The 23790-nt window shown below is 60.3% G+C and carries 24 protein-coding genes; 11 read left to right on the top strand and 13 right to left on the bottom strand.

Annotated elements, in window-relative coordinates:
* Positions 1-437 precede the first annotated feature (437 nt).
* The 11 genes from H9I52_RS22705 to H9I52_RS22755 all read left to right on the top strand — a co-directional run bounded on the left by H9I52_RS22705 (position 438) and on the right by H9I52_RS22755 (position 11101).
* Positions 438-770 carry a plasmid mobilization protein gene (locus tag H9I52_RS22705; protein ID WP_187455771.1) on the top strand — a complete coding sequence of 111 codons (333 nt, stop codon included), beginning with the start codon at positions 438-440 and terminating at the stop codon, positions 768-770.
* Positions 767-1729, top strand: coding sequence for a relaxase/mobilization nuclease domain-containing protein (locus H9I52_RS22710; protein WP_187455772.1), 963 nt, complete (start codon positions 767-769; stop codon positions 1727-1729). Before H9I52_RS22705 ends, H9I52_RS22710 begins: the two co-directional genes overlap by 4 nt.
* Before the next feature lie 127 nt (positions 1730-1856).
* A complete protein-coding gene (gene mobC / locus H9I52_RS22715) occupies positions 1857-3884 on the top strand; it encodes a conjugal transfer protein MobC (protein ID WP_187455773.1) in 2028 nt (675 codons plus the stop codon).
* A complete protein-coding gene (locus tag H9I52_RS22720; protein WP_187455774.1) occupies positions 3881-4246 on the top strand; it encodes a hypothetical protein in 366 nt (121 codons plus the stop codon). The genes mobC and H9I52_RS22720 overlap by 4 nt, the downstream gene beginning before the upstream one ends.
* 146 nt (positions 4247-4392) lie before the next feature.
* The gene (locus H9I52_RS22725) at positions 4393-5820 is read left to right on the top strand and encodes a DUF4099 domain-containing protein (protein WP_187455775.1); all 1428 of its coding nucleotides are present in this window, start codon (positions 4393-4395) and stop codon (positions 5818-5820) included.
* 100 nt (positions 5821-5920) lie between these two features.
* Complete coding sequence (locus H9I52_RS22730) at positions 5921-7351, top strand: toprim domain-containing protein (protein WP_222940621.1); 1431 nt, start codon at positions 5921-5923, stop codon at positions 7349-7351.
* Between the two features lie 100 nt (positions 7352-7451).
* Positions 7452-7847 (top strand): hypothetical protein, encoded by a 396-nt coding sequence (locus tag H9I52_RS22735; RefSeq protein WP_187455777.1) that lies wholly within the window; start codon positions 7452-7454, stop codon positions 7845-7847.
* 447 nt (positions 7848-8294) lie between these two features.
* Positions 8295-8441: a hypothetical protein gene (locus tag H9I52_RS22740; RefSeq protein WP_187455778.1), complete on the top strand. Its 147-nt coding sequence runs from the start codon at positions 8295-8297 to the stop codon at positions 8439-8441.
* 12 nt (positions 8442-8453) lie between these two features.
* Complete coding sequence (locus tag H9I52_RS22745; protein ID WP_187455779.1) at positions 8454-9629, top strand: sensor histidine kinase; 1176 nt, start codon at positions 8454-8456, stop codon at positions 9627-9629.
* A complete protein-coding gene (locus H9I52_RS22750) occupies positions 9604-10323 on the top strand; it encodes a LytR/AlgR family response regulator transcription factor (protein ID WP_187455780.1) in 720 nt (239 codons plus the stop codon). Before H9I52_RS22745 ends, H9I52_RS22750 begins: the two co-directional genes overlap by 26 nt.
* A gap of 127 nt (positions 10324-10450) precedes the next feature.
* Positions 10451-11101, top strand: a complete 651-nt coding sequence (locus H9I52_RS22755) for an HAD family hydrolase (protein ID WP_187455781.1) — start codon at positions 10451-10453, stop codon at positions 11099-11101.
* A 188-nt stretch (positions 11102-11289) separates the two neighbouring features.
* On the opposite strand, the gene H9I52_RS22760 is transcribed toward H9I52_RS22755, so the two are convergent.
* The 13 genes from H9I52_RS22760 to H9I52_RS22820 all read right to left on the bottom strand — a co-directional run.
* A complete protein-coding gene (locus H9I52_RS22760) occupies positions 11290-12009 on the bottom strand; it encodes a hypothetical protein (protein WP_187455782.1) in 720 nt (239 codons plus the stop codon).
* A 1-nt stretch (position 12010) separates the two neighbouring features.
* Positions 12011-12511, bottom strand: coding sequence for a hypothetical protein (locus tag H9I52_RS22765; RefSeq protein WP_187455783.1), 501 nt, complete (start codon positions 12509-12511; stop codon positions 12011-12013).
* 73 nt (positions 12512-12584) lie between these two features.
* Positions 12585-13319 carry an intradiol ring-cleavage dioxygenase gene (locus tag H9I52_RS22770; RefSeq protein WP_187455784.1) on the bottom strand — a complete coding sequence of 245 codons (735 nt, stop codon included), beginning with the start codon at positions 13317-13319 and terminating at the stop codon, positions 12585-12587.
* A 212-nt stretch (positions 13320-13531) separates the two neighbouring features.
* Positions 13532-14200: an ion channel gene (locus tag H9I52_RS22775; RefSeq protein WP_187455785.1), complete on the bottom strand. Its 669-nt coding sequence runs from the start codon at positions 14198-14200 to the stop codon at positions 13532-13534.
* Between the two features lie 229 nt (positions 14201-14429).
* Positions 14430-16376, bottom strand: coding sequence for a gliding motility-associated C-terminal domain-containing protein (locus H9I52_RS22780; RefSeq protein WP_187455786.1), 1947 nt, complete (start codon positions 16374-16376; stop codon positions 14430-14432).
* Positions 16377-16669: 293 nt separating this feature from the next.
* A complete protein-coding gene (locus tag H9I52_RS22785) occupies positions 16670-16840 on the bottom strand; it encodes a hypothetical protein (RefSeq protein ID WP_187455787.1) in 171 nt (56 codons plus the stop codon).
* 35 nt (positions 16841-16875) lie between these two features.
* Positions 16876-18060, bottom strand: a complete 1185-nt coding sequence (locus H9I52_RS22790) for a cytochrome-c peroxidase (RefSeq protein ID WP_222940622.1) — start codon at positions 18058-18060, stop codon at positions 16876-16878.
* 65 nt (positions 18061-18125) lie between these two features.
* Complete coding sequence (locus H9I52_RS22795) at positions 18126-18413, bottom strand: acyl carrier protein (RefSeq protein ID WP_187455788.1); 288 nt, start codon at positions 18411-18413, stop codon at positions 18126-18128.
* Positions 18414-19041: 628 nt separating this feature from the next.
* Positions 19042-20529 (bottom strand): hypothetical protein, encoded by a 1488-nt coding sequence (locus H9I52_RS22800; RefSeq protein ID WP_187455789.1) that lies wholly within the window; start codon positions 20527-20529, stop codon positions 19042-19044.
* On the bottom strand, positions 20526-21704 hold the full coding sequence (locus H9I52_RS22805; RefSeq protein WP_187455790.1) for a FecR family protein: 1179 nt from the start codon (positions 21702-21704) through the stop codon (positions 20526-20528). The genes H9I52_RS22800 and H9I52_RS22805 overlap by 4 nt, the downstream gene beginning before the upstream one ends.
* A 63-nt stretch (positions 21705-21767) precedes the next feature.
* The gene (locus tag H9I52_RS22810; protein WP_187455791.1) at positions 21768-22439 is read right to left on the bottom strand and encodes a sigma-70 family RNA polymerase sigma factor; all 672 of its coding nucleotides are present in this window, start codon (positions 22437-22439) and stop codon (positions 21768-21770) included.
* 462 nt (positions 22440-22901) lie between these two features.
* Complete coding sequence (locus tag H9I52_RS22815; RefSeq protein WP_187455792.1) at positions 22902-23255, bottom strand: hypothetical protein; 354 nt, start codon at positions 23253-23255, stop codon at positions 22902-22904.
* A gap of 101 nt (positions 23256-23356) precedes the next feature.
* Positions 23357-23790 (bottom strand): transposase (locus H9I52_RS22820; protein ID WP_187455793.1); only part of this gene is annotated, 434 nt, incomplete at its 5' end.

A 23790-nucleotide genomic window follows, 5' to 3' on the forward strand; every position in this document is an offset into this window, starting at 1 on the left:
TTGGTTATTTATTTCATTCATTAGTTTTGGTAATAGTTAATCACTAAAATGATTATGAGGATAGTGCATCAACAGCTTAACTAATTCATTACCTATCAAGCTATCAGACTATCAAACTATCAGAGTAAGTAGCTATCAAACTACTTAACTATCAAACTAACTATTCGAATGGTTAACAGAGATTGCGTGCAGGCAGAATCCGGCCGGAGAAGCAGGTAGAAGCCTTCAGTTCAGCTTGGTTTTGCTTAGAGAAAAGTATTGTTTTTCCTATATCAGCTTGCCTCAAAAAATTAGTCTTACGGATCATTCAATGTTGGTCAGCAAGCCATGACTTTGTGCGCACAAACCCTTCGGGTAAGTGCGCACAAAGTCACCGGGGAAATTGACGCAAGCTATTTCTCCTTGTCTTGTCAGACCTAACCTAAGCTGAAGCAAAAATGGAAGTAGAAGCACTACCTGAGCTGGCTCCCGAGGGGAACGATCAAAGCCAAAAGGATCAGCATATCAACATCCGCATTTCCAGCACTGACAAGAAATTGGTGGAGGAAAAGGCAGCGGAAGCGGGCCTAAGGACCGGTGAATACATGCGCCGGGCCGCACTTGGGCGGAAGATTACCGGCAAGATTCCGCCTGATTTCCGGCGCTTGCTGGCTGCGACCGGCAGCAATCTGAACCAGCTCACCCGCCTGGCCAACGCCGGCAAGCTCAGTGGCGCCAGCACCCAGACGCTGAACGAACTCCTTGCCCGGTTACTCGAAACGCTCAGATGATAGCCAAAACTGTTACCGGAAATGACTTCAGCGGCGCCCTGGAGTACGGGGCGGGCCTGCGTTCCGACCGCACCAACAAGCAATCGGAGCTACTAAGTATGGCTAATCTGGGTAGCCAAGACGTGGCCGGTATGGCGGCTGAAATGCGGGCCGTGGCCGAGATGAGCAGCCGGATTCAGTTGCCCGTGTGGCACACGGTCTTGTCGTGGGCCCCGGGCGAAGTGGTGAGCCGGGCGCAGAAAGTGGCGGCGGCCAGGCTCTATTGCGAGCTGATGGGCGCCAGCTTGGAGCGCCACCAGGTCGCCGTCTACGAACACATGGATAAAGACCACCCCCACCTTCACATCTACATCAACCGCGTGCCGATGGATGGCGGAGCCGCCCTTGATACGGCGCAGAACTACGCTCGTAATGTGAAAGTCACGCGCCAGATCCGGGAGCAGCTGGACATGTCGCCCTTGCCCGAGCGCCGGTTGAGCACCAAAGACCTCGACCCGCAGAAGGAAACCGCCCGCAGCCACGTGCGCGAGCAGCTGACGGCCGCCTTGCAGGACGGAAGCATTCGCTCCCTCGACCAACTGACTGCGCGCCTCCAGGAGCAGCAGATAGCGGTACAGCTGAAGCGCGATGCCAAGGGTGTACTCGTGGGCACCAGCTTCCGCTATCAGGAAAGCAGCGTGAAGGGCACCGACGTGGGTGTGCGGGCCAGGCAGCTGCGGGACCACTTCCGGCCCTATGGGCGTGAGGCCCTGCGCACCAGCGACCCGCAGAAGGCAACCGTCCGGAGCAGTGCTCGTGCCGCAGGGTCGACGCTGGCTACTGCTCCGGACGCTGCACCTGGTGGTAGCCTGCTTAGCCTGAGTGGGGAATCAGGCCCGGCCGGCAACGGCCCAGGCCCGGATGATGCCGAGCGCAACGAGAACGAAGTGCGTCGGCGCCGGCGTCGGCCGAAGCTGTAAGGAGCCGCAGTTACATAACGGTCACCTAAGAAAACGGCCAACCGCGCCCACCCGCCACGTTTTTGCAAGTCCCAATCACATAACAGTCACATAAACAATCATCCGCCCCCAATTCAACCGAACGGACATGGAAGAGGAGAGAGGATTGAAAAAAATCATGGACTTCATGCGCCTGATCAGCGTGCTGCTCGTGCTGCTGCACGTGTATTACTACTGCTACGGGTTCTTTACCGAGCAGCACTTGACGGCGGCTTGGTCAGGGAAGGTGTTGACGCGATTCAGCACCAAGACGGTGTTGTTTTACGCTCCCTACGTGACGAAGCTAGCGGCGGCGGTGTTCCTGGCGCTTTCGTGCCTGGGCACGCGTGGTAAGCCCAAGGAGGGCCAAACCTGGACGCCCATCCTGGTAAGCCTGGCGCTGGGGCTGGCTTTATTCTTTGGGAGTGGGCTGCTGCTGGAGCTGCCTTACACGCCGGCCGTGCGCACGGCCTTGTATGGTGGCACCACGGCCGTCGGGTTTCTGCTGCTGCTCAGGGCCGGCAACTCGATTAGTCGCCTGCTGAAGGTGAACCTGATGAGCGACATTTTCAACTTGGAGAACGAGACGTTTCCCCAGGAAGAAAGGAAGCTGGAGAACGAGTACTCGGTGAATCTGCCTACCACCTACCAGTTGAAGGGCCAGCAGCGTAAGGGGTGGGTGAACATCGTCAACCCATTTCGAGCCACCGTGGTCTATGGTACGCCCGGTTCGGGTAAGTCCTTCGCCGTCATCAATCAGTTCATCAAGCAGCACCTGGCGAAGGGCTTTGCGATGTATGTGTACGACTTCAAATTTCCCGACCTGAGCCGCATTGTCTATAACGAGCTGCTCCAGCACCAGGACAAGTACGAGCACCCGGTGCGCTTCTACGTCATCAACTTCGATGACCCGCGCAAAAGCCACCGCTGCAACCCCTTGTTGCCGGCCATGATGACCGACATCATGGATGCCTACGAGGCATCGGCCACGATCATGCTCAACCTGAACAAGAAATGGATTGAGAAGCAAGGGGATTTCTTCGTCGAGTCGCCCATCAACTTCGTGGCCGCCATCATCTGGTTTTTGCGAAGCTATGAGGAAAATGGTGTAAAAGGTAAGTACTGCACCTTCCCCCACCTCATCGAGTTTTTGGGCCGCGACTACAAAGAAATGTTCCCGATTCTGGGCTCTTATCCCGAGATTGAAAACTACGTGCGGCCGTTCGTGTCGGCTTACGAAGGCGACGCGATGGAGCAGTTGGAGGGGCAGATTGCCTCGGCCCGCATTCCGCTGAGCCGGCTGGCCAGCCCGCAACTCTATTGGGTGATGAGTGGTAATGATTTCACGTTGGATATCAACAACCCCGCGGAGCCCAAGGTCCTGTGCGTCGGCAACAACCCCGAGCGCAAAGGCATTTACGGGGCGGCTCTGGGCCTCTACAATGCCCGTTTGGTGAAGCTCATCAACCATAAGGGTAGGCTGAAGTCTTCGCTCATCATTGACGAGTTGCCCACGTTCTACTTCAAGGGGCTGGATGACCTGATTGCCACGGCCCGCAGCAATAAGGTTTCCACCTGCCTGGGTATTCAGACCAAGGCCCAGCTGGACCGCGACTACGGCAAGGCCGAGTCTACGGCCCTGCAAGAATTGATTGGCAACTTGATTTCGGGCCAGGTCACCGGCGACAGTGCCGAAATGCTGAGCAGGCGCTTCGGCCGTATCCTACAAAAGCGGCAGAGCCTAAGCATCAACAGCCGCGACACGAGCAGCAGTATTTCCACCCAGCTCGACAGCATGATTCCGGCCAGCAAGATCGCCGGCCTGAGTCAAGGCACCTTCGTGGGCGCCGTGGCCGATAACTTCGGAGAAGAAATAAGTCAGAAGGTGTTCCACGCCGAAATCGTCGTGGATATTACAAAAACCACGAAGGAAGAGGCAGTCTATGAAGCTATTCCTGATATCACCAGCTTTGTAGACCCGGCGACGGGGGAGGACCGCGCGGAGCAGGTTATCCGCGCCAACTACCAAGCCATCAAAGATGATATTGCGACCATTGTGCGGCAGGAGTTGGATAGAATTGCTGGCGACCCCAATTTGCAGCACTTACTCCACACCAAAAAGGTCAAGGCAACATGAACACCGAATTTATTGGCAAGCGACTAGCACAGTTACGCGATGAACTAGCTTGCCCCGGGGAAGATAAGTGGACGCAGGCGCGGGTCAGCGCTGAAACCGGCCTCACCCTGAACATGATTGGCAATATGGAACTGTCCGGGGCGGCCCGTATCGAAGCCTTTCTAGACTACTTGCTTTTCTTCCAAAAGCGGGGCTACAACCTGAACTGGATCCTGACCCCGAACAATGCCAATATCTCGAAGATGATCCTAAGTGAAAGTACCAAGGCGATTGACGTGATTGCGGCCGTGCATCAGCTCAATGTTGTACGACAAGCCGTTGGCAAAGAGATAGATAGCGCGATCGCCGTGTTGGAAAGCTGAAGCCCGCCGGAAGAAGTGGTTATTGAGTTACTGATTAATCATTTGGATTTTCATTAATTACTCAGTATCGCAGTCGTGAATTGTTATATTTGGTAATGTGGGCCCCACGAAGAGGCAGGCGATATAACTCTCTATCTACCAGCGATATGTCTGAGCCAACCGAAAAACAACCTAGTGCCGGAGAGCGGCAGGCTCCCCCGGCTGTCGGGCCAGCAGTGGCCCCGAAGACCCCCGCCGCGATCAACGTCGAGGAAACGCGGGATGAGTTTATCCGGAATGCGCCGCCGGTAGCTGATGCGTTGCGCAAGAGGGAGAGGGGAGGGGAGGCGGCGCAGCTGGAGCAGGCGGCAAAAGTCATTGGACTAGCCGTCGGTTCCCAGTCCCCGCAGCCCACCCCGGGCGATGCTTTGCAGGGTGAGTCAGTAAGCAGTGTGCTTAAGAATATTTGGGATGTCATCGAGCAGGATCCCGAGCTAAAGAAGCTGCCGCAGGCTCAGAGCCTACGGAAGGCGAGCCAAGCACTTGATGGGGCAGGCCTGCTCACCATCACGATTCGCGATGGGATAATCGTGAGCTTTGTCAGCAACTTTGCCGACAACTTCACCCAGGCGCAAAAGGCCGGACCGAAGCCCATCGCGAAGCCCAACGCCGTCGGGGTGCTGGAGTCGGCCCTTTCCACCGCTCGTGCGCAGCAGCCCGCCCTAATTGGCAAGTCCACGCCCGCCGGGCAGCAAGCCCTGGCCGAGAAGCCAGCAGCCACCGTGCCGCAGGAGACCGCGCCACAGGTGGCACCCGCTCACCTGGGCGCGCCCGCGGCTGAGACAAAGCCTGCTTCGCTACTCACGCCGGAAGTCCTGCAGAAAGCCCGAGCCCTGTATCAGGAAAACAACGCGGGCCTCACCCAGGCCGGTACCGGCTTCACCAGGGAAGATTTGCCGGTACTCCTGCTAGAGAAAATGGGGGTGAAGCTAGACGAGCTGGAGCAGTCGGGACAGTTGCACAAGCTGCTGAGGGGGCAGAAAACCGACCTTATTTCGTCCTTCTCCCTGCGCAATGAGCAAGGGGAGCCCGTACCCTTTGCCGCCAAGCTGGTGCTGCGCCGGGATGCGGCGGGAGCACCCAGCCTGCAATTCGACTTGCCCAAACACCGGTTGGTAGTGCCAGAGCAGATACTAGGGAAGGAAATTACGCCGCAGATGAAAGAGCAGTTAACTAGGCACGGCGTGGTGCCGTTGAGCGAAGGCTTCCGGGATGGCCAGGGGCAGTCGTTTGCGGCTTACGTGGCCATCGATCAGGAAATGAATCGGGTCGTGGCCGTGCGCCGGGATGGGATAGCGTTGCCCAAAGTGGTGCTGGGGGTACCGTTGACTCCGCAGCAGAGCGAAGCGTTACTGGAGGGCCGGCCAACCAAAATGGAAGCGCTGACCAATGGCAAGGGACAGCTGTTTGATGCCACGGTGGTGCTCGATCCCGTGAAGCGGGTGCTCGCCTTTCGCGACGTCCAGCCGCACGGGGGGCAGGAGAAAACCGAAAAGGTTGAATGGGTGGCGGCCCGCCCCCAAATGAGAGGATAAATCTGCTAGTTTTGCCAGAATCAGTTCCCGAGTAGCGCGGGAACTGATTTTCTTTTTCCTAGTACCCCCGCTCTCGTACCCACGCCCGCACACCTACCTTATGCCACACGCCGAACTTCCCCCCAAGGATGCACCGCTACGTGAACCCGAACTCAACTTCAGCCAACTTAAGCAGGCGATCAACCTGGTGGACTTCGTCCTGACGCTCGGCTATGAGCACCACCGCCCGAAAAGCGGCCCCTCGCGGGAGAAGGGCCCGTTTCACGTCTTCGACTACCGGGGCAGGTCGACCCTGGATCAGGTGATTATTTACCAGGCTCCCTCCGGTGACTACCGGTACTTCAACCGGGCCGACGACCGCGATCAGGGCGACGTCATTAGCTTTATCAAGAACCGCCTGGAGAACCCCCGCATCCCCGGCATTACGGCTTCTCCGGGAAAGAATGTGTGGGCCAGCGTCCTGGATAACGCCCGCCGCTTTCTGCAGCTGCCGGAGCCCCAGCGCAAGCGGAGCCCGCAGCTGCAGCAGGCCATTACCCCGGTGCAGCGCGGGGATCAGTACGTACCCGACTTCCTGTTGCAGACGACGCCCCTGACCGACACCCGCTACCTCAGCGCCCGGGGGCTGCGCGAGGAGACGCTCGGCAACGACTGTTTCAAGGGGCGCATCCTGAATCACGTGCACGAGGGCGTGAGCAAGACCGGCCAGCCGTACCAGGTGGTGCATACGGCCTTTCCGCAAGTCTACCACGACAAGATTGTCGGGTTGGAAAGCAAGGCCCAGGGCTTGCCGGGGCAGGCCGCCGACGCGCTAACTTCGTCGGCGTTGTGGCTTTCTAATAGCACCGCCAAGACCCATACCCTACTGGTGCTGGAAAGCGCCCTCGACGCCCTGTCACACTATCAGCTCCAGCAGCCCACCCATGCGATGTACGCGTCCTGCTCGGGTCCGCTGACCGATAACCAGGTGGTCGAACTCAAACGGCTCATCACCAACCAGAACCTCAAGACGGTGAAGCCCGCCTTCGCGAATACGCTGGCGGGACACGTGTGCGATACCCGGCTGATTACGGGGCTGGCGCACGTGTCCACGCCGATGCAGATTGAGCGCACCTTGCCCGGCCTGCTCACGGTCACCATCCACGCCGCGCAGGAGGCCTACTTCCGCAAGTTGCATGAGCACACCAAGCGCTACAACCAGCAGGTTACGGAGGGGTATATCCAGTTGGCCGGCCGCCAAGCACCGCTCGGCAATTCCGCCTTGCAAAGTGAACTGATCCTAGCCGGGAAGGAAGCGGACAACTGCTATCAGTTTCACATCCCGAAACGGCGGGAGGCCCTGGCGTTTTTCAACCGGGCCCTGATCCAGAGCTACCCCATGAGCGTGAAGCTTGACCTGGAGAAGGCCCGGGCCTGGGATTGGAACCAGCAGCTCCAAGAAAGCCGGCGGGGCCCTGCACTCGAACTGGAAAGGAAGCGTACCCCCAGTGAGGCGCCCCCCGGGCAGACTCGGAAAGGGTTAGGCCGATAGGGAACGCGGGGTCTTCTGCGGCCGGCGGGAGGGAAGGGTAGTAGAAATTTTCGCTACTCTTGCCCCGCTTCTGTTGCCATGCCCCACTCAGTCCGCCCCGATGAGACCCACTGCTCCTGACCCCGCGCCGGTCGGCTTTCCCGACCCGTCCCTGACCATCCCGTATGCCGACGGGCTGCGCTACGCGCAGTACCGGTTGAAGATGTTCGGCCGGGGCGACTTAAAGCCGTTCTGCCAACGCCAGGCGTTGCCCTACACCACGGTTGTCAACCTGAAAAACGGCACGCTCAAGTCGGAGGAGATCCGCCTCGTGCAGCGCCTGCTGCGCAGCTTGGCGGTGCCGGTGGAGATCATTCGCCTCGCCCCGGACCACAAAACGCACCGTTTCCTGTTTCCCACCCCAGCGGCCTTGGGCACCTTTCAACGGCAGCTGAAAGGCTTCGATAGCGGGGTGTCGCCCCTGGACCAGACCACCGACGAGCCTTCCCCCAACTGAAGGCCGGCCGGCGAGCGCCCCCAAGGCCCAGCGGGATACCGCCTGCTGCTACGAAGTCAGGGACCCTGGAGAGCGTGAGACGTTGATTCGGGAGATCACCTCATGAGACACTTCTTGACAGGTTATTGACCCATTTTTGAGCGGGCGGGTTGTCGCGTTAAAAGGCCCGTTTTTCTGCGACGGATAAGATAGCTCCATCTCCTTGAAGGAATGGTCAACTCAATAGCCTTGAGCAGCTTGGTCAGAGTAGGGGGCGGCAGAACGCTGCGTACGTAGCGAAAAAACCGCCCTTGGTCGAGAGAAGCAACTCGGTGGCAGAGTTGAGCGAACGCTGGCCTAAGGGTTCGTTAGTTTTGCTAAAGGAGGCCGGTACTGGGTGCCTGCGCTCTCGTCTGGTCTTTCTCACCGGCTCCTCTCCTGCGAGCGCCAACGCAATTGCCTGCTAATATGAAGCTTACACAACAACGCCTCCGCGACGAGGACGAAAGCCAACTCAAACATGTCCTGACGTCTGATCAGTACGCCAAATACCAGACGCAGCGCGCCTCGCTCCAGCAAAACTGGCGGCCCGGTCGACGCCCTCCCAAGCGCTGATCGCGCCTTGGTATGCCGACTTTTGCTATACTTGATAATCTTCCCAGCAGCGATCTTCTCAGCGCGTTTAAGCCGCCCACTTTGCCCGTACCAGTGCCTGCCCTGAGCAAACAGCGTCTGCTGCGCATAGCCCTACACGTGGTGGCCTGGGTGGGGCTGGCCCTGCTGCCGTTGGTGTTTTCGCCCGTACCGGAAACGCGTTTGCCGGAAGATTTTAGCCTGTGGCATTTGTTGTGGGCTCCGCTTAAAATGGCCGGGCTTTTTTACCTGAATTACTGGGTGCTCGTGCCGCAGCTGCTGGCTCGCCGGCAGTTTGTAGCGTATTTCGGAGCCGTGCTGGTTGCGCTTTTTCTGGCCAGTCTGCCCATGTCTTTGGAGTACTTCGGCTACGGGCCACCGCCAGCACCGCCAAGGGATTTTGCCCATCGGCCGGGCCCGCCAGGCAAGCCTCGCCCGCGGCCAGGCCGCGACGGCCCGCTGTTGATCGGCATGCTGGTCTTGGCCGTGAGCAGCGGTTTGCGCATTACCGGCGAATGGTTTGAAGCCGAGCGGCAGCGCCGCCTGCTGCACAGCAACCAGCTGAGCGCCGAGCTGTCGCTGCTCAAGTCGCAGGTAAATCCGCACTTTCTGTTCAATACCCTCAACAACGTCTACTCCCTGGCTGAGCTCAAGAGCGACGACGCGCCCGCCGCCATTCTTAAGCTTTCGCACCTGATGCGCTACATGCTCTACGAAGCCGACGCGGCCCGCGTGCCGCTGGAGCGCGAAGTGGAGTATGTACACAACTACATCGAGCTTCAGCGTCTGCGCCTCGATCCCGACAGCGTTGCCATCGCCTTCACTAGCGAAGGCGAGCTGCGGGGCGTGCAGATCGAGCCCATGCTGCTGATTCCGTTTGTGGAAAATGCGTTTAAGCACGGCATCAGCTACCAGCACGAATCATGGGTGAACGTCCATCTGCGGATCACGGCCACGGTTTTGCAGTTCACTGTTGATAACCGATTGATTGACAATGCTTTACAAAGCACGCCTTCGGAAGGCGGTGGAGTTGGGCTGCAAAACGTGGGGCAGCGCCTGAAGCTGCTGTACCCCAACCGCCACGAGCTGGTCGTCGCCGCTACCGACGCGCGCTACGTAGTTACCCTCACCTTACAGTTGCAACATGCTCCGATGTCTGTTAGTGGATGATGAGCCGCTCGCCCTGCGCCTGCTGGCAAGCTTTGTGGAGCGCGTACCTTTCCTAACGCTGGCCGGTACGTGCCGCAGCGCCTTGGAGGCGCTGGAAACGCTGCAGCGTACGCCGGTCGATGTGATTTTCCTCGACATTCAAATGCCCGACCTCACGGGCGTCGAGTTTGTGCGCAGCCTGCGGCCGCAGGCGCTCGTCATCTTTACCACCGCCTACGAGCAGTACGCCGTGGAAGGCTTCAACCTGGACGCGCTGGATTACCTGCTAAAGCCCTTTTCGTTTGAGCGCTTCCTGAAGGCAGTGCGGAAAGCCCAGGAGCAATTGGCCGCGCCAGCCGCCGCGCCAAGCGCCCCGTCGGTAGCATCCATCGACGACTATATTTTTGTCAAAGCCGATTACCACACCCAACGCGTGAATCTGCGCGACATTCGCTACCTCGAAGGGCTGAAGGACTACGTCAAGATTCACATGGGGGCGCCCAAGCCTTTGCTCACGCTCAATTCCCTGAAGGCCTTTGAAGAGCGCCTGCCCGCTTCCGAGTTTGTGCGGGTGCACCGGTCGTTTATCGTGGCCCTGAGCCGCATCGATTCCATCCGTACCAATCGCATCTACTTGGGCGATGCGGTAATTCCGATTGGGGACGTCTATACCGAAGCGTTTCATAAGCTCATTGAGGAGCGCAATATGCACTAAGCGGGTGCAGAAGCGGGCTTTGCGAGCGTCAGGAGCATGCCAGCGGAGGTAGGAATGAGGGCACAAAAGCAGCACCTATGGTTGGCGACCAGTAGGTTTGCGCCCGTCTCTCTTATCCGAAACCACTATGAAAGCGTTCATCTTCGATCTTAACGGCACCATGATCCATGATATGGACTACCATACCAGGGCCTGGCAGCACGTGCTCAACCATGACTTGGGCGGCAATTTCACTTGGGAAGAGGTTAAGCCAGAGATGTATGGCAAAAACCAGGAAGTGCTGGTAAGAATATTTGGCGCCGGTAGGTTTACCGAGGAGGAAATGCATCGCGTATCCGTTGAGAAGGAAAAGCGGTATCAGCAGGAATTTCTGCCGCATCTGCAGCTTCTGCCCGGCTTGCAGGACTTTCTGCAACGGGCTCATCAGCAGAATATTCCGCTCGCCATTGGGTCGGCCGCCATCCCGTTCAACATTGACTTCGTCCTGAATAACCTAAACATCCGGCAGTATTTCAGCGCCGTTGTCAGCGCCGACGATGTCACGTTGAGCAAACCCCATCCGGAAACATTTCTGAAAGCCGCCGAGCAGCTACGGGTTGCGCCCACCGATTGCATTGTCTTTGAAGACGTGCCCAAAGGCGCTGAAGCCGCCCGAAACGCCGGCATGAAAGCCATTGTGCTCACGACCACGCACGAAGCACACGAATTTGTCAGCCTCGACAACGTGCTGCACTTCGCCCCCGACTTTACCGACGCATTTATTCGAGCACTTATATAAGCTCTGACTCGTGCGACACGCATAAAATGCACAAACAGAAGCCCTTGCCATTAGCCGAGAGCCTCTGTTTTATTGCGGTGCCGGAACAGAGCCTTTACCCCAGACCCGCTGAAATTCAGTACAGCCGTAATTGTTTGACTATCAGACCTTAATAGCCGTCATAACTAATAGATTATGACGGCTTTATATTAATCGATCAACTCCAGCACCAACACCAGCGCATCGTTGCTCAGTGCTTCCAGCTCCACTTCTTCCACTTCCCACAGCGCCAAGCCGTCGTGTTCGTGCAACAGGCGGCCTTCTGCCTCGAAAGCGCCGGCCACCACAAACGCGAAGAAGCGCGAGCGGCTGCTTTGAAGGAGATAAGTTGCTTCCCGCCGTCCGGCAAAGCGCCCAAGGCTTACTGCAAACGGAAGCGGCGGCTCCGTTGGGCGCTGCATCCCGGCAGCTATGACGGCGGCCAGTTGGTTGTTTATTGCCTGCGCACTGAACGGAACTATCTGATTAACAGCATCCTTTACTTGCGGTCCGGCTTTGATCCAGATGTGCAGGAAGCTGATGAGCTCCGTTTCATACGGATTGGTCAGGTACAGCACGCTATAAGCCGGAACCGTACGGATCTGGATTTCTTCCACCTCGACGGTAGTGGGTTCGCCTTGCAGGCTACTGGCAATCACCGCACCCGTGATCGGGATAATGAGCACATACGAGGCTTGCTCTACGGGCAGCGCGATGCTCTGGGCGCCGGCCAGAATTTCTTCGTTTACGGCATCCAGGCTGCCGAACGCCACCTTGTGCTCGTGTTCATAGCGGCCAAAGTTGAAGGTGCTGTAGCGTCGGAACTGCGCGGTTTCGGTCAGCCCCCGCTGATCGGCCAGGAAGATTTTTCCGGGTGTCTGCTTAATCATCTTACGCGGTCGTGTGCAGGGAGTGAATGGTTACATAAGGCTGCAGCTGCAACATGTTGGTCAGCACTTCGCCGCCGGCCTGTTTCTCCGAAACCAGCAGGTAGGTGCCCACTGTTTCGTGCCACACCAGCGGCTCGGAATAGAAATTGATCGCGACCTGGTGCTTGGCTTTGTCCAGCAGGTCGGAGTTGAGGATCTCGAACTGGAACTTGCTGAACTTCAGAAAGTGCCGGCCCAGGTTGTTGAGCACCTCCGGCACCAGCCCATTCAACTGTTGCAAATACCCGCGCACCGCCGCACTCACCAGAAAATGCAGCTGTTCGGCGCCCGGCGCGTGGTGCAGCAGCTCCCCGAACGAGCGGTACTTCCGTTCCGGATTGAAGTTCTGCGCCTGCAGCCGAAACTCGGCGTACGTGTCCTCAAACACAAGCTTATCCCATGCACCGGCAGAAGCGGCGTTGATGATTTTGCGGTAACAGATGGTGATGGTGTACTCGGCCATGGCAAAAAAGAACTAAGACGCTAAAGGCTAATCTTCAGCGTCTTGCCTTCTAAAAGGTGATTTCAGAAAATGATTAGGCCGGCACGCCGATGGACATCGTGAGGGCAAAACCGGCGGTGGTGCTGCCCGTTACCGTCGCGATTTCGGCGCCGGCCGTGTCGTCGCTGAACACGTTGTCGCTCTTATTATAAGTGTAGCCGCTCATGCCTTTGGCGTAGCCGTTGACGGCCGCCACTGCCGAGCCCGTGCCTTCCGGAAATGCAATCTGCGTTACCTTCAGCGACGTGCCGCTGGCCGAGTACACGTGCACGTGAATGTGCGTGGCCCGCCCGCTGTACCAGCCCGGGAAAATGGTGGTGAAGGTTACCTGCCCGTTCGCATCGGTGGTCTGACGGCCGCGCAGGAAGTGAACCGATTGGTAGTTAGTCGATTGCATGCCCGAACCGCCGTATTCGGAGTAGTTGCCTTCCGCGTCGCAGTGCCAGATATCGACCAGCGCCCCGGCCAAGGCCGCGCAGCTGCTGTTGGCGTTGGTGATGGTGATTTTGGCCGTCATCTTGTAGCCGGTTTTCCCGTCGGTGATGTCGCTGCGCACGTACGCAGCCGGCGCTTTGGTCGGGAACGGGCCTTCGGTTTCGGTGGGCGCTACCGTGCAACTGCTGGAGCCGGTGGTACCCGGGGTGCCGGTGGAGCCCGAAGTGTTGGTAGAAGGAGTAACGGGGTCCGACTCCTTGCTGCAGGCCATCAGCAGGGCTGGTGTGGAGACGGCCCCCACCAGCAGGCTCTTGAGAAAGTCTTTTCTTATCATGATCTTATGCGGAGCTAAAAGTGGAGGCTACTGGTAATTGGATAAGGGAAGGTAGATTCTACTACCTGCCTCCGCACCTCAGAATCGACAACCAAGATCATTGCATCGACAAACCCCTTAATTCCTTCGCAATGGACGAGCGGACGCCGCTTGCAGGCGAGCGACATGTTGCAGCAGACGCGCCCGTTTTCCTCCGACAACCCGACACCGTATTACGGCTCGCTGTGCAGGCTCACCAAGCGGGCGAGCAAAATGGCCAGGAAGAGTTGCCCGACGACGGCTTCCAGGTTGGCCAGGCTGCGCGCCCGCTTGGTGAGCCTGCACAGCGAGCCGTAGCCGGTGGAGGTGAGGGCGGTAAGGCTGAAATACACCAGTTCACCCCTTTGCAAGGAGGTGTGGGTCGCGGTGGCGAAAGCCCCCGGGAACGCTACGTTAAGGCTGTCGTAGGCGCCCACAAACAGCAGCGCCAGGTTCAGGTAGACGACCACCGCTCCCAGCAGTTGGTGACGGGTCACCCGCCGCGCCCGAAACACGGCTTGGCCGACCCCCAAGGTGATGCCCAACGTGGCCACGGTGTGCAGCAGCAAGCCCACGTGCGGATTAGGGGCGGCCATCAACATCCCCGTAATGAGCCCGACGCAGCCCAGGATCAGGACGCGCAGCGGGCTGCCCCGGGGCAAGGCGAACGAGGCAATAAGCAACAGCAGGACTTGCAGCCCGTCCATCACGGCAAAGTTGAGCAGCCGCAGGCTAAGCAACGGGCCCGCGACAAACAGCACCCCCCCTTGCCCCAGGAGCAATGCCGTTAAAGCCGGCTCGCGCCCCCGGTCCTGCCAGCGATCTAGGGTTTCCGTAAGGCGAGCAGAAAGGGGACGAAACATGGCAGCAGTAAAGATGAAGCCTGCCTCCCGGTACCGTACTGCTTGGCACATCGGCAAGCGCTATACGTCGCGGGGGAAGTAGTGGTGCGCTGTTCCGCTTATTTTTGCTCGTCGGCGACTCGGCGCACAGCCCACGCAGAGCGCAACGTCGACTAGGGCCACCCCTTTCCACGGCGGGGCCAGCGGATTGATATCCCTCGCCGCACGGGAGGTACAGGCCAGAATTTAATTAGTTGCCCGCCGCTGACATTACTTGTAGCCAGCCTTTGAAACGACGGCCGTTGGTGTAGGTAATGAGGTAGTAATACATGCCCGCCGACCCGATGCCGTTCCAGCGAAAGCTGCGTTCGGGCGAGTGGTACACCTCGGTGCCCCAGCGCGAGAAAATCCGGATGCCGGCAAACTGCACGTCGCAGAAATCGGGCGGCAAATCGGGCAGCGTGAACTCGTCGTTGAGGCCGTCGCCGTTGGGCGTGATGATGTTGGGCGGCAAAAACGCCACCGTATCCGCCGAGGGCACGACCTGAAAGCGCACGGTGCGGGTTTGCGGCTGCGGCCCGCAGGCCACGGTTTCCTGCAACCGAAACACCACCGTCAGGGTAGGCGACTGCGTGCCCGGGCAGCTGGCTTGCCAACGAAACGTGCCGAACGCGGTGCCCATGCCGTTCTGGGCCGTAAACGACATGCCCGCGCTCGCCAGGTCAAATCCTTGCCCCGTAGCCGTCAGGGTCAAGGGGTTGCGGTCGGCGTCGGTGCCCGTCAGCGTGGCGGTGAACACGGTGCCGAGCGGCACCCGCACGAGCACCGGCTCGCTGCTGGCCGCGTCCGCGGGGGGAAACGTGGACGTGAGCACGGGCGGCGCATTGGGCGGCGGCAGCGCCGTAAACGCCAGCCGCACCGTGTCGCGCTTGGGCAGGCTGCACCCGTTGTCGGCCACGATCAGATCGAGCAGGTAGACTTTGTTTTTGGTATCGTAACACGCCGGAAAGCAGAGCGTGGCCGTGAGCGTATCCGGGGCGCCCGGGGCCCGCACCGTGCCGCTGGTCGCGGTCGTGAAGGCGGGCCCGGCGCCGGTGTAGTTGACCGGCCGCGCCGAGACGGTCAGCTGCGAATTGGCGTCGGGGTCGGTGAAGCGCAGGCGCACGCAAGGATCGGCGCCGGGCAGCAGGCGCAGCGTGTCGCGTCCCGGCTGGTAGGGCTTCGGGCTGGCCGAGGTAAAGAGCTGGAGGCTCGGGGCCGTGTTGCGCGGGCAGTTGAGCACGTACAGCTGGAAGTCGCGGCGCGTTTCGCCCATTTTTACGCCCTTCCGGTATTCCGAGCAACGCACCCCGAATACAAACAGACCCAGCTGTGTGGGCCGCACCGTCAGGCGGCCCGTGTGGGCGTCAATGCCCAGCGGGGGCGTACCCGGAATTTGATTTTGGGCGCTCAAGCCGGTATTCCAGGTGACGGTGCTGTAGGGGGCCGCCGACGCAAGCGGCTTGGAGTTGGTGGGGGCCGCGGTAGAATGGCCATTCAGGGGCGTCACCAGGTCGTAGGCCAGCGAGTCGCCGTCGGGGTCCTGGCCGCCAAAATCGTAGTAGAATAATTCGCCGCGGCAGGCATAGTCGCCCAACGGTGGAAAAATGTGCGGCGTCGAATCGATAAACGACTGGCCGCTGCGCACCACGGCCGGAAACTCGAGGTAAAATGTCTGGGCCGCCGCGCCCGGGTTCTGGATGTTGCTGATGCTCAGGTTGCGGCAGCACCGCTCCACAGCCGCGTAGTAGCCCGCGGGGCTGGTGTAGGTGTCGGCGGCCAGCGTAATGGTTTGGGTATATACCAGCTTGCGCGTACTCAGCGAGGGCTGGGTGCAGGCGGGGTTGGTATAACTGACGAACGTGTTGCTGACCAACGGCAAGGTCACGTCGAGCATGCGGCGGTTGGTGGCTTTGTCGAAAATACTGGCCGACAAGGCGTTGTCCAATGCCGCCGGGTCGCCGTTGATGGCGTCGAAGTACAGGTTGAGGGTGAGCGTGTAGGCGCTGCCGGTCTGGTGCTGCAACTCCATTTCCCCGCCTACAATGTGGGTGGCGTGCGCCTGCAACCCCAGGCTCAGCAGCAGCAGGACCATACCCGGCACGCGAGTCCACCAAGCACGGCGACTAGAAATGGGACCTTTGGCAGGTAGCGTCATCGTCTAAAAAGGGAATGGCTCGCTTGGCGGGGCCGTTGGGGCCCCGTCGGCAGGAGGAAAAAAGCGGGAAAAGAGAATAGGGAAGCCGGAGGCCAGCAAAGGCCAATGCCGGGGAGATGCGCGTCGAGCCGCGACCCCCTTTCTATAAGGCTGCCGTTGGCAAACGGACAACTTCGGAATGCCTAGCCAGTCGCCTGCATTCGCAGCAATCATTCCGGAGATGCAGCCGTCGGCTGCGGCCCTAGGCTGCCCCGCCCGGAACGGAGTCTGGGCGGGGCAGCGGGCGCGGGTCGTTAACTGGCGCCGCCGGTGCTGGTGGAATCCGCCGCGGTGGTCGTCGTTTTGTTGCAGTCTTTGCCGCTGCGTGGGTGGGCGTCGCCCGATTTGTCGCAGCCCGCAAAGCTGCTGATGGAGAGGAACAGTAGCAAGCCGCAAGCCGTGCGCAGGATGGTGGAAGTGCTCATACAGAAGTAGTTAAAGGATGAAAAAAGTAAAGGAATCAATAGATGTTTCCGCCAACCGGCAGCCCGCTGGGCACTGCAGCCGGAACCGTGCGGTCGAAACTTTTGGCGGTGAGGGCATTCAGAAAGGCCAGAATGGCTTGGGTGTTTTGCACGCCGTTGGGCAGCAGCGGGTCGAGTTGGCGGGCGGCCACGTGCGGGTTTTGCGAGATGCGCCGGTTACGCCCGCCCCTGTCGTAGAAGTCGAGCACCGCCTGCAGGGTGGTCAGCGTGCCGTTGTGCATGTAAGGCGCCGTCAGGGCCACGTTGCGCAGGCTCGGCGTGCGGAAGGCGTAGCTGCCGTTCACACCCGCGTCGGATGCCGCCAGCTTGCCGTTATCCGCTATCCCGAGCACGTGGGGCTGGAAGTCGCTGAGCATGGGGCCGCTGTGGCACTTGGCACACCCCGTCGCGACGAAGGCATTCAGGCCCTGCACCTGTTGTGCGGTCATGGCGCTGGTGTTGCCGCGCAAGTACTCGTCGAAGGGCGAATCCGTGGCCACCAGCGTGCGCTCGAAGCTAGCTAGGGCCTTGCCCAGGTTGATCGCCGTGACGGGCGCGGACCCGGCGAAGGCCGCCTGAAACAGCGTACCATACGCCGGAATCCGCCGCAGCCGCGCCACCACCGAGTCCAACGCCAGCGACTCGGAGTAACGGTCGCTGCGCATTTCTTCTAGTGTGGCGATGGGCATTAACGCCTGGGCCTCCAGTGACTGCGCCCGGTTATCCCAGAACATGACGGCCGTGCTGGGGTTGTAGCTGCCGTCGGCCGCCATGCGGTTGAAGGCCGCGTTGAGCACGCTGGTGCAGTTGCGCTTCGTGAACGGAATGGCGTTGGGCACCCGGAAGCGGCGGGCAGTGCCCAGGCCCTGCCCGTTGACGCCGATGGAGAGGTCCAGTCCATCGGCGTAGCCCTCGCTGGGGTGGTGGCAGGTGGCGCAGCTCACGTCGCGCTGCCCCGAAAGCACGGGGTCCCAGAACAAAGCCCGGCCCAGGACTACTTTGGCCGGACTGCCGGGGTTATCCGCCGGTGCCGCGACCGTAGCTGGCAAAGCGGCGAAGTCATTGGTGGGGGTGGGGTCCTGCCGCTGGCAGGACCCCACGCATAACCATCCGGCGCCGGCCAGCAACAGCAGCATTCGGGAAACCACGGGGCGCTTCAGGCAACCGGCAGAGGAGAACATAAGGCAGGAATAGTGGGGCAAATGGGCAAAGGGGTCTGATCAACCGTTTGGCCAGCAGCCGAAGATCAGGCTGCCTGGGCCGCAGAGGCGCCCGTCACGCAAGGGCCGAGGAAGCGCACGAAATCGTTGATGGTACGCAGCGGCACTTCGTCCGGAATGGTGAGTTGGTAGCGTTGCTCCACCTCCAGAATGATGTCGACCACGTCCAGCATGTCAAAACCCAGTTCTGTGTGCAGATCGGCTGCCGGGCTCAAACGGCTCAGAGACAGATGTTTACGCCGACGGATTATGTGCTGGACCTGCCGGGTTAACTTGGTCGGCGAGGGCGACGCGGATAAAAGCTGGGTAGCCATAACGGAGAGTTTGCGCCACGCACAGGGTCTGGAAGACGTCGAGGGGCGCGAAGCCGCTTTGAGTCAGCGCCTTGTGCTTGAAGCTGTTGGTGAAAGTGATCAGGTGATGAGAAAAGGGCTGCCGCGTTGGTGCCAGCACCCCTCGTTACCCCAGGTCGAGTGGGGCAGCTAGGCGCGGCGGTCTAGTAGTAAGATGCTCGGCGGCTGGGCTTACCCCCATTCGCTGGCAAAAAATATTTTTCACCTGCCCCCAGCACAGCAGGCAAGCCTTTTACTATCAGTTCACTAATGATGAAATGCAACCGCATTGGTAACCGCAGAATCTTTCAAGTCGACGGTCTAGCACCTCTGGCGCAGGGCGGCACGTGCTCTTGGTGCCTCTCATCGTCTTACGGAGCTGCCCAAGTATAGACTAGGGCTGGGAGCAACGTTAAAAGCATTGGAGCCGCCTGCCCCACGAACCACTCGCCGAACCAAGCTGCATGAGCGTCGGCACGATCACAAGCACTAACTAAGAGGCGCGGAGCGGCCCACAAAAAGCCCCGGCCAGGGACCGAGGTGAAAAATTGTTCGGCCACCTCAAAGCGGGCGGGTCCCGGTACTTATGCAGGCTAGTGCAGGAGGCGACTTAGAATCGTAGGCCCAACTGCACACCCGGCCACAGGCGCAGGCGGGGTTGCCCCCGGTCTGCTACATTGAGCCAGAGCCATTGGTCCTGGCCCAGCGCCCAGCGGGTTCTTCCCCGCTCGCGGGGGGCAGCGGCCAGGTTCAACGTCGGCCCGCCCACGAGCTGCCCACGCCGGCCTTGTTTGACTTGCCAGCTGACCAAGGGCCGGAGCTGCGTCAACCACCCCTGCGGGTCTTCCCGTTCGTTGACCAACAGCCACTGCAGCACCTCCAAGCTGGGCGTGAAGCGGCCCCAAGACCTGCCGGAAGTTCCGGCGCCCGCCCCCAACGCCCAGCTCGACCGGTACTCTCGCGGTCCGGCCGCCGCGCCCACGAGGGCATAGATCCGGGGAGGCCCAATCTGCACGGCGACGTTGAGCGGCAGGCATTCACTCGCCCAGACCTGGCCGTGCAGCCAACTCGTGCGCGTATGTGATTGTTCTGCACCAGAATCGGCAGCCGGAACGGACTTGGAAACCCGCGCAGGGGTGGGCGCAACTGTTCCCGCCGCTGCCGGCTGACTAACCGTCGGCATACCGCTGGGTTCCGGCAATGATTTTACCGATACGGGTAGGGCGGGAATGGTCGCAAGGGATGACAGCCCCCACCCTACCCGTATCTGGCGGGGCGATGAAGAAGCTGCCACCCTGCTCGGCGTCCGCCGTCCGCCTTGCTCGGCAGCCTGCTCCCGAGGTTGGCCTCGGTGCGGGGCAGGAGTTATATGGTTCGGCTTGAGGGGCTTTCTATTACCCGCATTAGCTGAAATGGAGGCTACGGAGCGAGTGGGCGGGCTGCCAGGTGTGGCCCGCCGGGGCGATTTGGATTCAGGGTACGGCCGGGCCACAGAGCCCCCTGCCTGGCCACCCGGTGCTACCCGTTTTGCCCGCAGCCAAGCCTTGCTGCTCAATGTTGCGGTCCGCGTCGGTGGAGAAGTGCCCGTCCGTGGCTTCACGCCAGACGTTACCGCCGGACTGCCGGCGGAACGAGCGTCAGCAACTGCCGGCTGGGGCGCACCGGTAGCTGAAGACGCCACGGCGGCAGTCCGGGAGGGTACTGCGCGACCATTCACCGACGTCACGCCCGCGGGTGGGGCCAGGTGGGCAGGCCAGAGCACCAGCTGCCCTTCTACCAGTCCATAAGACAAGTGTTCCGCGGCTAACACCTCGCGCAATACCACGTTCAACGGGCGGGCCGGCCCCGGCCGCAGGATACACGGGTGGCTAACCGGCACCAGGGAACTGCTGTAGCTGAACGGCAGCTGGGCTTGGCGTGACAACTCCGCCAGCACCTCGCTCAAGGGACGTGTGCCGGGAGCAAGCCGCACCGAGCGCAGCAGCGGCGGGGGAGAACCCTGGCCCCACGCCAGCCCAACGGGCAGCAAATACCCCAGCACGACCGCCCACAGCCAGGCCCAGGGTCGGGCAATCCGAGGCGTACTGGGTTTTCTCACAGCTGAGGTGCACGGGTAGGCGAGGCTGAATCCGACTTGGGAGCCGCCAACGGGCAGCCTGCACCGGATAGCTGGTATCCACCCTGGCCGTCGGGTGTCATCTGGCTGGCAGTAGCGGCGGCCAGCACGGCCAGCACCTGGTTGGGCTGCGGATGCGGAAACGTACCAGTGAAGCGATACCGCGCCAGCGCCGCGCTGCCCACCTGCACCTGGGTACCAAAGGTGGCCCGCAGGGTACGCACCACCTGGGCAACGGGCGCGTCGGTAAACCGCAAGGTGTCGGTCTGCCAAGCCCGGAAGTTGGGGTCGGCGAGCGGGGCGCGGCGAAGCCGGGCGGCTATCCGACCCGGGGCGTCGGTGGCGTGCAGCGCCGCACGTGTACCGGCGGTGAGCTGCACGCTATCCGCGGGGAGAACGTGCCCCAGCCAGACCTGGCCGTGCGTGACGCTGACCTCAACCGAATCCTCGGCCGCGTAGGCCCGCACATTAAAGGCCGTGCCCGTCACGCGCACGCGGGCCGTGGTGGTGGTCACCACGAAGGGTCGGTCCGGATTGGGCTGAACTTCAAAATACGCTTCGCCTGTCAGCTGCACGGCCCGCGGCCCATGGGCATCCGATGTCTCTACCCCTGTGTAATGCAGCCGCGAATGCGCGTTGAGCCAGACCGTACTGCCGTCGGGCAGGCGCACCATCCGACGGCCGGTGGTGCTGGCATAGGCCTGCACCTGCGTGGGCGGCTTAGCCCTAAACACCCGGGCGAGGGCAAACCCAACGCCCAGTACCAGTACCAAGCCGACTGCCAGTTGCCGGCGCCGGGCTGCCACCCGCCGTTGCAGCGGCCAGAGCGGCTGGGTGGCTGGGGCGTGGGCCGCCGTTGCAGCTGGTGGCGTGGGCGCAGCAACAGTAACGGCGGCGGGCCGAACGGCAGCCATCTTGGGACGAAGGCGTTGCCACGCCGCTTGCACGTCGGCAGGCGAAAACAACACGGGACCCGCCTCTGCCTCGCCCGCCCGTTCCCAAGCCCGGGTGACAGTAGTCAGGATTTGCAGGTGAGCGGGATCTGCCTGCACCCACGCGCGCAGGTCGGCCCGCTCGGCCGCCGTCGTTTCGGCCGCCAGGTGGCGGGCCAGCAGCGTCCAGGGTGCGTCGGCTGGGTCGGGGTAGTTGGTTGTCATGGGAAAGGCCGAAGGAAAATGCACGTGCCGTACATAAAGGATACGATTTTTGCCGCGCAACCCCTATGCGGTCCGAAAATAATTGGGCGCGGGCCGCTCCGGCGAACGGGAACCCGTGTCTCCTCCGTGCGCTGGTTGCCGCAAGCTGGTCATACTGCAGCACAACAGCAGCCAGTACAAGTTTTTCAACACGCCGGCCAGTTCCCGGCGCAGGATCCGCAAGGCTTTGCCCATCTGGTTTTCCACCGTTTTAGGCGAAAGCTCCAGCGCCTCCGCAATCTGCTGGTAACTCAATTCCTCGTAGCGGCTTAGCTCAAAGATAATCCGGCACTGGCGTGGAAGTTGCGCCAGGGCCGCCGCCACTGCCGCGGCAGCTTCCGCGGCATGCAGGCCTTCCAAGGCATCGGGGGCTACCGGGTCAACGGGTAGGACCTCGTCCCAAGCCACCTGGCGTTTATTTCGTTGCAGGTAGCGCAAGGCCCCATTCACAGCCATCCGCGTGAAATAGGCGCGGTACGATTCAATGACCGGCAACGCGTCGAGCCCCTGCCATATACCCAGAAAGGTTTCCTGTAGAATGTCCTCGACGGCCTCCCGGTCGGGCACTACCCGGTACACGGCCGTGCCCAACGGGGAGTACAAGGCCTCAAAGAGCTGCTCGAAAAAGGCCTCGGGGTCGGTCTGGCGCAGCCGCGCCAGGCGGGCATTCAGCGAAGCGTCATCGGAAGCAGCCATTCAGCGAAAACGGATAAGGAGCAGGTTGTCGGCGGCCGCGGCCGCTCTTGTCGGCCCGCCCAAGATACAACGGACAAACGGATTGCCGCTATTGCATCCGATCCCGGCGGCCGTGCCAGCTAACGGAATAGGATTGGCAATTGTTGTTCCCGCGTCCCGCGCTTGCCCGTGTGCATCGCCGAGCTAGCAGCCTTGCTGGACGGTTCCCACAAGCTGCCCAGGCCCTGCTCATAGCGTTGATTTTATAAGGACTGCCGGTACAAGGGCAAATCACCGCTATGCCTGGCTGGAATCGCTCAAAAAGAGCATTAGAACGGTTTAGAGGTCTTTTTAACGTAGCACCGACTGGCATAGGTGCCAAAAAACGCCCCACCCGGTACGCTTGCTTAACATAAAAATGACTTCTAAGACACCTCTTCTGATTTAGATTCAGAAGGTCCCTCCACTGCTGGCTTTCTTACGCTACTGTTGCAAGTCGCGCTTCTTCCTCGTATGCTCCTGCTTTAGTACCCGCACTTGCTCGCATGCGGAAATCACTGCGGCCCATTTCTGAGATCTGCTGGTAGCTGTTTCAGGCATTTCGGTTAACAACGCTACCTGGTCTCGGATCAACGTGCATAGGTCTGTTATTTCTGCCGTAAGAATGCCGGCACGGGCTAATACGGCCAAGTTATCCGGATGAAAGAAGGTGTGGACTGATACCGCAAAATCCTCATACAGAACTCCTTCGAGTACTTCTGCTGAGCCGTTCACATCAACGCCACAAAGGTTGGCCGTATCGTCGAACCATTCGGTTCTTGCCTTCAGATCTTCCATGGAGTATTACGCATTCCTAAAATAGAATTTTAGAGCCATTAGGAAGATGCATATTACCAACTCCTTGCTAAAAAACTCATTAACACGAACTGTGTTGAAAGTCAAGGATTCAGGGCCGGTTTAGAAGTAAAACCAGCCTGATACGGCACCCCCGATCTGACAATGGCGAAGGCTTGTTTCAGCAGTTTGTTGCAGACGGCAATCAAGGCCAACTTCTTGTTCTTGCCTTTCGCCACGAGTCGGTCGAAGAGCGCCCCACAGGCGTTATTCGTTTTCTTCGCCGAAAAGCTGCACCTGAAGAGCTTGGCCCGGATCAAGGCCCCACCCATCTTGGTGATACGGACCTTGCCCCGAATGCGGGTGCCCGACGTGTGCTCCCGGGGCGACAAGCCGGCCATCGCGATGAGCTGGCGGTAGTTATCGAGATGCACAAAGCCACTGGCAAACAAGAGCAACAGGCCCGCGGTCTTTCGCCCACTACCGGGAATGGAGCAGAGCAGCGCCAGTTCCGAGCCAAAGCGCTGTTCTAAGAGGG

The sequence above is a fragment of the Hymenobacter sp. BT491 genome, assembly GCF_014349165.1.
In the GTDB taxonomy this organism is placed as follows: domain Bacteria; phylum Bacteroidota; class Bacteroidia; order Cytophagales; family Hymenobacteraceae; genus Hymenobacter; species Hymenobacter jejuensis.